At 71.4% G+C, this 9,284-nt stretch carries 7 protein-coding genes and 2 pseudogenes; 5 read left to right on the top strand and 4 right to left on the bottom strand.

The annotated features are described in order from the left end of the window. The 4 genes and pseudogenes from ACWDX9_RS54620 to ACWDX9_RS54605 all read left to right on the top strand — a co-directional run. Nucleotides 1–585 (top strand): annotated as a pseudogene (locus ACWDX9_RS54620) (hypothetical protein); the annotation flags it as partial. Next, entirely contained in the window at nt 575–940 is a 366-nt protein-coding gene (locus ACWDX9_RS54615) for a darcynin family protein (protein WP_354908468.1), read from the top strand. The pseudogene ACWDX9_RS54620 and the gene ACWDX9_RS54615, both read left to right, overlap by 11 nt. Nucleotides 941–1,053: 113 nt before the next feature. Next, complete coding sequence (locus tag ACWDX9_RS54610; protein ID WP_449970323.1) at nt 1,054–2,085, top strand: NADP-dependent oxidoreductase; 1,032 nt, start codon at nt 1,054–1,056, stop codon at nt 2,083–2,085. 36 nt (nt 2,086–2,121) lie between these two features. After that, nucleotides 2,122–2,508, top strand: a complete 387-nt coding sequence (locus ACWDX9_RS54605; protein WP_449970321.1) for a MerR family transcriptional regulator — start codon at nt 2,122–2,124, stop codon at nt 2,506–2,508. An 86-nt stretch (nt 2,509–2,594) separates the two neighbouring features. Here ACWDX9_RS54605 and ACWDX9_RS54600 read toward each other — a convergent pair whose 3' ends face one another. Next, nucleotides 2,595–3,491, bottom strand: coding sequence for an NAD(P)H-binding protein (locus ACWDX9_RS54600; protein WP_449970319.1), 897 nt, complete (start codon nt 3,489–3,491; stop codon nt 2,595–2,597). Between the two features lie 62 nt (nt 3,492–3,553). Between ACWDX9_RS54600 and ACWDX9_RS54595 the strand changes: the two genes are divergently transcribed. After that, the gene (locus ACWDX9_RS54595; protein ID WP_449970316.1) at nt 3,554–4,279 is read left to right on the top strand and encodes a helix-turn-helix transcriptional regulator; all 726 of its coding nucleotides are present in this window, start codon (nt 3,554–3,556) and stop codon (nt 4,277–4,279) included. Nucleotides 4,280–4,283: 4 nt separating this feature from the next. Here the strand turns inward: ACWDX9_RS54595 and ACWDX9_RS54590 are convergent, their stop codons facing one another. The 3 genes and pseudogenes from ACWDX9_RS54590 to ACWDX9_RS54580 form a co-directional block, all read right to left on the bottom strand. Continuing rightward, nucleotides 4,284–5,630, bottom strand: coding sequence for an alpha/beta hydrolase (locus ACWDX9_RS54590; RefSeq protein WP_449970326.1), 1,347 nt, complete (start codon nt 5,628–5,630; stop codon nt 4,284–4,286). A 404-nt stretch (nt 5,631–6,034) separates the two neighbouring features. Continuing rightward, complete coding sequence (locus ACWDX9_RS54585; protein ID WP_449970313.1) at nt 6,035–8,245, bottom strand: SulP family inorganic anion transporter; 2,211 nt, start codon at nt 8,243–8,245, stop codon at nt 6,035–6,037. Between the two features lie 78 nt (nt 8,246–8,323). Continuing rightward, nucleotides 8,324–9,284 (bottom strand): annotated as a pseudogene (locus ACWDX9_RS54580) (hypothetical protein); the annotation flags it as partial.

The following is a 9,284-nucleotide window of genomic DNA, read 5'->3' as shown; positions in this document are numbered from 1 at the left end:
CTCGGCCGCGGCACGCCGCACGCCGCCCGGGCCGGGCTGGTCACCGCCTCCCTGGCCATGGACGACCTGATCGCCGGCTCCGGCGTCGCCTACCGCGCCCTGGCCAGCCCGTCCTTCTTCGAGAACCTGCTGGAGGAGGCCGCCTCGATCCGCGAGCACGGCGTCTTCACCGACACCGTCGCCGCGGACCGTCCGGCCCCGCTGGTGGCCGTCGCCGACATCGCCGCGACGGCGGCCGGGCTGCTGCTGGAGCGTTCCTGGACCGGCGTCGGCAGTGTTCCGGTGCTCGGCCCGCAGGACCTGTCGCCCGACGACCTGGCCCGCATCATGACCGAGGAGCTGGGCCGTCCGGTCCGCTACCGGCGCCAGCCGCTCGACGAGCTGCGCTCCACCCTGCTCGGCTACGGCCTCAACGAGGCGTTCGTCGAGGGCATGGTCGACATGAAGCGCGCCAAGGACCAGGGCCTGGACTCGGGCGTCGACCGCTCGCCGCAGGCGGGCCCGGCCACCGGATTCGCGCAGTGGTGCGCGCAGACTCTCAAGCCCGCCGTCCTCGCCACACCGGAGGCCGTCGATGCCCACTGACCGAACCGAGCCGCCGGTCACCGCGTTCATGCTGGTCAAGACAACGCCCGAGTGGCTCGCGATGACCGTGGCCGAACGCGTCCAGGCCTTCACCACCCACGTCGTCCCGGTGATCGAGGCCCGCACCCGCGGCGTCCGCTCCCGCTTCTACGACACGGAGTTCTACTCGGCGCGGGTCACCGACATCTGGGTCTGGGAGGCGGACGACCACGACGCCTACCGGCTGCTGATCGACGCGCTGCGCGAAACCCCCTTCTGGGACCGCTACTTCGACGTTGTGGACCTGCTCGTGGGCACCGAGAACGGCTACGCCCGCACCTACGACCTGGAGCCGGTGGCCACCCTCACCACCTGACGCTCCAGCCTGACCCGTCGGTGCCGCCACCGCCCTGTGGAAGCACCGGCGCAGATGGTCACCAGGCGGACGGGTTGACCTTCACGTATGGGTCAACCCCTACCGTCGTCGGCATGGAAGCACCTTCGAAAAGCCCAATATTCTCCGGCACCGGACTGGAGGTCCGGCTTGTCGCACGCCCGGAGGGCCTGCCCACTCCCGGCGACTTCGAGGTCGCCGAGGTCGCCGTCCCTGATCCCGTGGCGGGTCAGGTACTGGTCCGCAATCTGTTCATGTCGCTCGAGCCCGGCATGCTCATGTTGATCGCGGGGACCTCCGGTCTGCCGATGCCCCGCTATGAGATCGGTGAGGCGATGTACGGAGCCGCCATCGGTGAGGTGGTGGCCTCTGCCGACCCGTCACTTGGCGCAGGCGACCTGGTGACGCATCGGTTCGGCTGGCGTGAGTACGCCGTGGGGCAGGCCGGGCTGTTCCGCCGCGTTGCCCGCAACGCCTACTCGACGCCTTCCACCTACCTCGGCTCCGGGCTGGTCGCGTACGTCGGGCTCATGGACGCCGCGGAGCTACGGCCCGGCGACACCGTCTTCGTCTCCAGCGCGGCCGGCGCGACTGGGACCATGGCCGGTCAGATCGCCCGGCTCAAAGGGGCGTCCCGGGTGATCGGCAGCGCCGGATCAATCGAGAAGGTCGCCCATCTGACCGGCGAACTCGGGTTCGACGCGGCCTTCGACCATCACGACGGCCCGATCGTGGACAGGCTGCGCGAGGCCGCCCCCGAAGGCATCGACGTCTACTTCGACAACGTGGGCGGCGAACAGTTGCGTGCCGCGATCGAGGTCATGAACCCGCATGGCCGCATCGCACTGTGCGGAGCCCTCGACCGGCAGGGCAGGAGCCGTCCTGACGACGGGCCGGGCGACCTGCTCAGCGCGATCGGCAAGCGCCTCACCATGCGCGGCTTCACCACGAGCGATCATCCTGACCGTGCTCCGGAGTTCGACACGCAGTTCCGTACCTGGCTGAGCGAAGGCGCGATCGTCTACGACGAGACGGTGATCGACGGGCTCGCGAACGCGCCGCAGGCCCTCCTCGATCTCGTGAAGGGCACGTACACCGGGAAGACAGTGGTCCGGCTAGGAGCTTGACCTGGACGTGAAGCCGCGCTGTCGGAGGTGCCTGTGATGCTCATCGGTGAATTGGCCGCGAAGGCCGGGACCACGACCCGTGCCCTGCGCTACTACGAGGAGCAGGGTCTCCTGGAGCCCGGCCGTACGACCGCGGGACATCGCGTGTACGAGCCCGGCGCGACCCTCCGCGTCCGCAACATTCGTGAACTGCTGGCCTGCGGGTTCACCGTCGAAGATGTGAAGTCGTTCCTGGACCATCTCGACGCTGAGCTGCCCGAAATGTTCTGCGACGCGCCACCGTGCGCCGCCAGTAACGCCGTCGCCGCGCAGCGGGTGGCCGAACTGGAGAAGCGCATCGCCACTCTCACCCGGCTGCGCGACAGCCTTGTCCACCGCTTGCCCTGGGTGGCGGCACCCGACGACACCGGGCGGGTCACCTGATTACGAGGTGCCGGCAGGGCGAGTACACCATCCGACGCGCCGGGTAAGACAGCCCGATCCGGTGGTCGTCACAGGTCGGGCACGCGTCACTCGGTCGCGTCGAGGGCGGGACGGAGTTCGGCCCAGGCCCATGCTCCGAGCGTCGTGTCGGTCGTGGTCAGGGGCGTCCTCGGCAGCTCGGGGACGAATCCCTCCCGCAGTCCGGTCGACATGCCCATGATGGCCTCGACCTGCGCCGGGGACATGCCGGCGCCGGCCAGCGTGGCGCGCATGTCGTCGTCGGCGACACGGTGGGCGGTGACCGTGCGGCCCAGGACATCGCCGACCACGGCCAAGGCATCGTCCCAGGACAGGTCCCGTGGCCCGTGCACGGCCTGCACCCGGCGGCCCGACCAGTCGGCGCGCAGCAGCAGGGACGCGGCCACCGCGGCGATGTCGGCCGGAGCGACCCAGGAGAACGGCATGCCGGTGGGCAGGAGCACGGCCACGCTGCCCGAGCGGATGTTGTCGAGCTCGAACAGCAGGTTGCTGAAGAAGTAGCCGCACCGCAGGTGGGTGACGGCGAGGCCGGCGTCCTTGGCGACGACCCGGTCCAGCATCTCCTCGACCCGGGCCAGCCCGTCGATCTCGCCGGCGCCCTCGCGGAGCTCGGCTCCGACGCTGCTCTGCAGGACGGTGCGGGAGATGCTGTTCTCGGCGACCGCGGCGGCGACGACCTCGCCGACCTCGGCGTACGCCGCGACGGGGTCGTCGGCCTCGCCGGGCGGCACGATGAGGAACAGCGCGTCGACGCCGCGGGTCGCCTCGGTGACGGCCGCGGCGTCCCGCAGGTCGACCTCGCGGGCGTCGACGAGGTCGCCCCAGGTCGCGCGGGGCTGCTCGGGGTGGCGGCTCAGCAGCCGCGGACGGACACCGGCGCGGACCAGGTGACCGACCAGGAAGCGGCCGACGTTGCCTGATGGTGCTGTGATGGCGATCTCCATGACATCCACCGTACGGATAGATGTGGCCGGATCCTGTCCGCGACTGTGGCGACACTGGAGCTATGACCGACTTCGTCCCTGCCGATGGCGACCCCGCCGGACGGACCCTCCGGCTGCTGGAGTTGCTGGCCGCCCGGCCGAGCTGGTCGGCTTCCGATCTGGCCGGGCGTCTGGAGGTCAGCACCCGCACCGTGCGTCGCGACGTGGCCCGTCTGCAGAGCCTCGGGTACACCGTCGAGAGCCGGCCCGGGCCGGGCGGCCACTACGCGCTGCGTCCGGGGCACCGGATGCCGCCGCTGGTCTTCCAGGACGACGAGGTCGTGGCTCTGGTGGCGGCCCTGCGCATGGTCGAGGGGATCCTTGCCGGGGACGCCGCGCACCGGGCGCTGGCCAAGCTGTCGCAGGTGCTCCCGCGGCGGCCGCGCACCGTCCTGGACACCGCCGCCGCGGGCAGCGAGAGCGTCGGCTTGGAGCCCGGGGGCGTGGAACCCTCGACCCTGGCGACGCTGCTCCGCGCGGCCGATCAGAACCTCGTGCTGCGGTTCGGCTACCGCGACCGGCACGGGGCCCCCAGCCGGCGGCGGGTGGAGGCGGTGCGGTGCCTCTACGCCCGCGGACGCTGGTACGTTCTCGCCCACGACCTCGACGCCGGCGACTGGCGGGTGTTCCGTCTCGACCGCGTGCGGGAGCCGGAGGCGGGGGAACCGGGGTCCGGCGACCGCGGCCGGCCGGCCGCTGACCTCGCGACCTGGCTCGCCACGGACTTCGGCCGTCGGCCCGAGGGCTGAGAGCTCAGCTCGGCGAGCCCTTGCCTTCCGGGTCCAGCGGCGTCTGCTTGCAGGTGGTGCCGCGCTTCGGGGGCTGAGCGCTGATCAGGTACTGCTCGACCGGCTCGCGGATGCACTTCTCCGTGTTGGTCAGGTAGGCGGTGTGTCCGTCGCCGTCATAGGTGAGCAGGACGCCGGACGTGAGCTGGTCCGCCAGGCTCTGAGCCCACTTGTACGGGGTCGCGGGGTCGCGGGTGGTGCCGATCACGAGGATCGGCGGCGCTCCGGTCGCGGTCACCGCCCCGGGCTGCCGGGTGGGCTTGACCGGCCAGTACGCGCAGGCCAGCCACGGCCACACGACGAACGAGCCGAAGTGCGGCGCGACCTTCCCGGCCCGGTCGGCCAGGTCCTGAACGGCCGCGAGATCGGCGGGAAACGGCTTGTCGACGCAGTTGACCGCCTGCAGTGCCCCGAACGGGGCGATCATCTCCTGCGCATAACCGAGCTTGAACAGGCCGGTGCCGTCACCGTCGTCGATCGCCTGTATCAGCGCCTGCCGCAGCGTGGGCCAGTAGCTCCGGTTGTAGAGGGCCGTGTAGATCCCCTGCGTCACCCCGTCGTCGTCCACCGGGACGCGGCCGTCCGCCCGGTTCTTCAGGGGTTCGCGGGCGGCCCGTTCCTGCAGGCCGGAGATCTTGCCGACGGCCCGGTCCACGCTCCCGGTGCCCAGCGGGCAGCCGGTGGTCCTGACGCAGTAGGCGGCGAAGGCGCGCAGGGCCGTCTCGAAGCCCTCGGCGTGGCCGAGGAGGAACTCCTCGCCCGTCAGTTTGGGGTCGGACGCGCCGTCCAGGACCAGGGCCCGCACGTTCCGGGGGAACTGGTCGGCGTAGAAGGCGCCCAGGTACGTGCCGTACGAGAACCCGAGGTAGGTCAGCCGCCTGTCGCCGAGCGCCGCCCGCAGCACGTCCATGTCGCGGGCGGCGTTGACCGTTCCGACGTACGGAAGATCGGCCCCGGACCTGGCCTCGCAGGCCGCCACGAACGCCCGCCAGAACGTGACCTCGGCGTTGACCTGGGCGCGCGTGGTGGGCGGATCGTAGAGGAGGCGCTGCTCGGCCTGCCGGTAGTCGAGGCAGCGCACCGGATCGCTCCGCCCCACGCCGCGCGGGTCGAACCCGACGAGGTCGAAGCGATCTCGCAGTGCCTCGCCGAACGCCTGGCTGGAGGTGCGGACGAAGAGGACGCCGGACGCGCCGGGCCCTCCAGGGTTGGTCACCAGTGAGCCGATGCGCCGGGATCTGTCTTTCGCGGGCAGCCGGATGACGGCGATCTTCAGCTGGTGACCCTCGGGACGGGCGTAGTCCCGTGGCACCTTCAACGTGGCGCACTGAAAGCCTTCTCTGCAGTCCGACCACGACAGTTTCTGCTGATAAAACGGCTCAAGGCCGGTTGGCGGCCCGGTCGCCGTCATCGTCAGGCTCTGCGCGCCGGCGCACGCGACCACGAGCATTCCCGTCGCCACGGCCACCGCTGCTCTCCGAAGTGCCGTCACCGCCCATTCCCCCTGTTTCGGGCGATTCATTACTCTACGTGAGGCTATGTACCCATTCAGTTATTGTGTAACGCAAAGTGAGGGGCGGAGGCATCGACACCTCCGCCCCTCCGGTCCCTGGGAGTCAGGACCTGCGTCGCGAGGAGCGCCATGGGCATATGGAGAACCTCGCCGGCCCTCGCGACACTAATCCGCCTCCCGGCGCCGCGTCTGCGCAGGATTACTCAGAAGCTCATCATCCGCTCGGCCGGTGCGGGGCGCAGCGGCGGCACCATGTGCACCCTGGCCGAGCCGATGTCGAAGTACAGCCCCACCAGCTCCAGCTTCCCGGCGCGCACCTGCTCGTCGACCTTCCGGTAGGTGCGCAGGTTCTCCAGCTGCTGCTGCACGTTGACCCGGCACAGCACGTCCAGAGCGCCGCTGTGCAGCCGGTCTCCCTCGGTCTCGATGAACGTGGCCAGGCTGTGGTTTCCGTGCCGCAGCCACCTCCTCAGCCCCGGCAGGCTGCCCGCCTGCACCCCGCCGCTCAGCACCCCGGCCATGGCGCCGCACCCGGAGTGCCCGCACACCGTGATCGTGTGTACGCCGAGGACCTGCGTGGCGTACTCGATCGCCGCCACCACCGAGTCGTCGTGCGGTTCGGAGCCCCGGCGCGGCACCAGGTTGCCGATGTTGCGCACCGTGAACAGGTCTCCGGGCCCGCTCGCGGTGATGAGGCTGGGCACGATCCGGGAGTCGGCGCACGTGATGAACAGGTGCGAGGGCTGCTGCTTGCGGGCCAGCTCGGTGAAGATGGGCCGGACCAGCGGCGCCGTACGCCGGTGGAACTCGCGCGCCCCCGCCGTCAGCAGGCACTCCACCTCGGCGGAGTCGGGAGCCGAGGGACGGACGGGATGACGGCGGTGCGACCACGGCAGCCACCAGCGGTCCGGCACCTTGGGCGGCGACTTCACCGGGAACATGCGCGCGCCGCTGGCCGCCAGCGTGTACCACTCGTCGTGCAGCTCGTCGATGTCGACCGTGCCGCCCATGCGCTCGTGGTCCAGCCGCCAGGAGTGGATGGCCTCGAAGGCGGCGTTGTCCATGAAGTCGATGTTCAGGTCGAGGTCCACGGCGGTGGCCGGGGCGATCGTCCGCAGTTCGTGCGTGAGCCTGGGCACCCCCAGGAACGTCAGCGAACCGGACACCGTCACGTGCAGCCGCCCGTCGCCGCCGTCGCGCTTCATGACCGTGACCCAGGTCAGGCGGCGCAGCGCGAGCAGCGCGGCCAGGATCAGCCCCACCACGACGCCCTCGGCGAGCCCGAGCGCGATCACGGTGAGCATCGTCACCACGTAGACGGGGACCTCGCCGTGGCCGTGCACCTTCCTGATGTGACCGAGGTTCACCATCTGCACGCCGATGAACACCAGCAATGCCGCCAGCGCCTCCAGCGGGATCAGCTTGATCGTCCAGCCGAACCCGATCGCGAACACCAGCACCCACACCCCGTGCAGGATCGCCGACCAGCGGGTACGCGCGCCGGCCTGCACGTTCGCGGTGCTGCGCACGATCACCCCCGCCACCGGCAGGCCGCCGAGGGCGCCGGTGACCATGTTCGCGACGCCCTGACCGGTCAGCTCCTGGTCGAGGTCGGCGCGGCGGCCGCCGTGCATCCCGTCCACCGCCACGCAGCACAGCAGCGACTCGCACCCGGCCAGCAGCGCCACCAGCAGCACCGCCCCCACAATCAGGTGCCAGTCGCCGTGCGGCAGGACCGGGAAGGCCCACTCGGTGACGCTGTGGGACAGGTCCACGCGCGTGACGTCCCACTCGAACACCCACGCCGTCCCCGCCGCCACGACCAGCGCCACCAGCGGCGCGGGCACGACCTTGACCCGCTTGGGCAGCCGCGTCCACAGCGCCAGCACCGTGATCGTGAGCAGGCCGACGGCGACCTTGTGACCGTGCAGGTTCGCGATCTGGCCGGGCAGCTCGATCAGGTTGGCCACGGCCGAACGCTGCGAGCTGCCGCCCAGCACCACGTGGAGCTGGGCGAGGGCGATGATCACGCCGACGGCCGCCAGCATGCCGTGGATGACCGCCGGCGACACCGCGAGTGCCGCCCTGGCCGCCTTGAACACGCCCAGCAGGAGCTGTACGGCACCGGCCAGCAGGGTGATCATGCAGGTGGCGCGCCATCCGTACGTCTGCACGAGATCCACGACCACCAGCGACAACCCGGCGGCGGGTCCGCTGACCTGAACGGCGGAGCCGCCCAGGACGCCCGCCACGATCCCGCCGACCACGGCGGCGATCAGACCGGCGGCCAGTGGCGCGCCGGAGGCCATCGCGATGCCCAGGGACAGGGGCACCGCGATGAGGAAAACCACGAGCGAGGCTGGCACGTCATGCCGGAGGGTGCTCAGCCAGCTACTCTTCGTGTCGGGGATCATGGAGCAAACCCTATTGCTCCGTCGACCCTGCTTTAGGGGTGTCTCACGCTGGTTTTACCCATTAATGGGCGCGTGCGTTCACCGGTAGTAGTCGTGCGGGTGTTCCTGGTCGGACCCGCGACGGTGGTTGCCGCCGTCGTTGCCGTTCTGGGAACCGTACGTCGGCCACGAGGTCGCGCTCGACGGCGGCTCCGGCCAGGCGGCGGCCGGGGCGGTGGTGATGTCGCCCGTCTCGTACGCGAACGGCGCGCCCTGCGGCGTCGGAGGCACCGGAGTCGACGTGGACAGCACGTCGTCGTAGGCCGAGACCGCCCTGCCGGGCACGGTCGGGGTGCCGGTGGCGGGGGAGGGGCCGGTGAGCGGGTCGGTGTCGTCGGCCACGGCCCAACCGGAGCGCACCTCGTACGAGGCGGGGTAGGAGGAGCGCGCGGCGGGCTGCTCGAACGCCGGCCAGGACGTGCCCGAGCCGTAACCGGCGGCGGGGGTGGGGGTGGGGTCGTCGAGGATGTCGGGCTGCGCGGGCCAGGAGCCGGACGAGGAGGGCGTCGCGGGCGGGTTGGTCCAGGTGGTCTCGGCCGCGTTGTTGTAGACGGGGAACGGGTCGCTCGTGGGCGCGCCGTGGATGGGGGCCGGCTGGGCGGGGAAGGAGCCGCTCGAGGAGGGGGTGGCGGGGTAGGCGCCGCTCCCGCCGGGCTGGCTCACGGGGCCGGCCGGGAAGGTGCCGTTGGCGGCGGGGGCCGCCGGGAAGGAGCCGGTGCCGCTCCTGGGCGAGTTGTTGGACGACAGGGAGTCGGGGCGGGGGGAGGGGACCGGCTTGGCGCCCGCGCCCAGGATGCTCATCACGTCGGCCGTCGGGGCCGCGAACGTCACCGTACGCTGGTCGGCCATCTCCGACTGGGACGGAGCGGGGCGCTTGGCGGGCTCCACCAGGTCGGCGAGGTTGGCCGCGGCGGGGGCCGGCTGGCGCTGCGGCAGGGGGGCCTGGACGGTGGTCGCGTCGGGGTCGACGGCGGCGGCAGCGGGCCGCGGCTTCGCGGTG

The sequence above is a fragment of the Nonomuraea sp. NPDC003201 genome (assembly GCF_053590415.1).
This window is presented reverse-complemented; position numbering and strand designations above follow the sequence as displayed.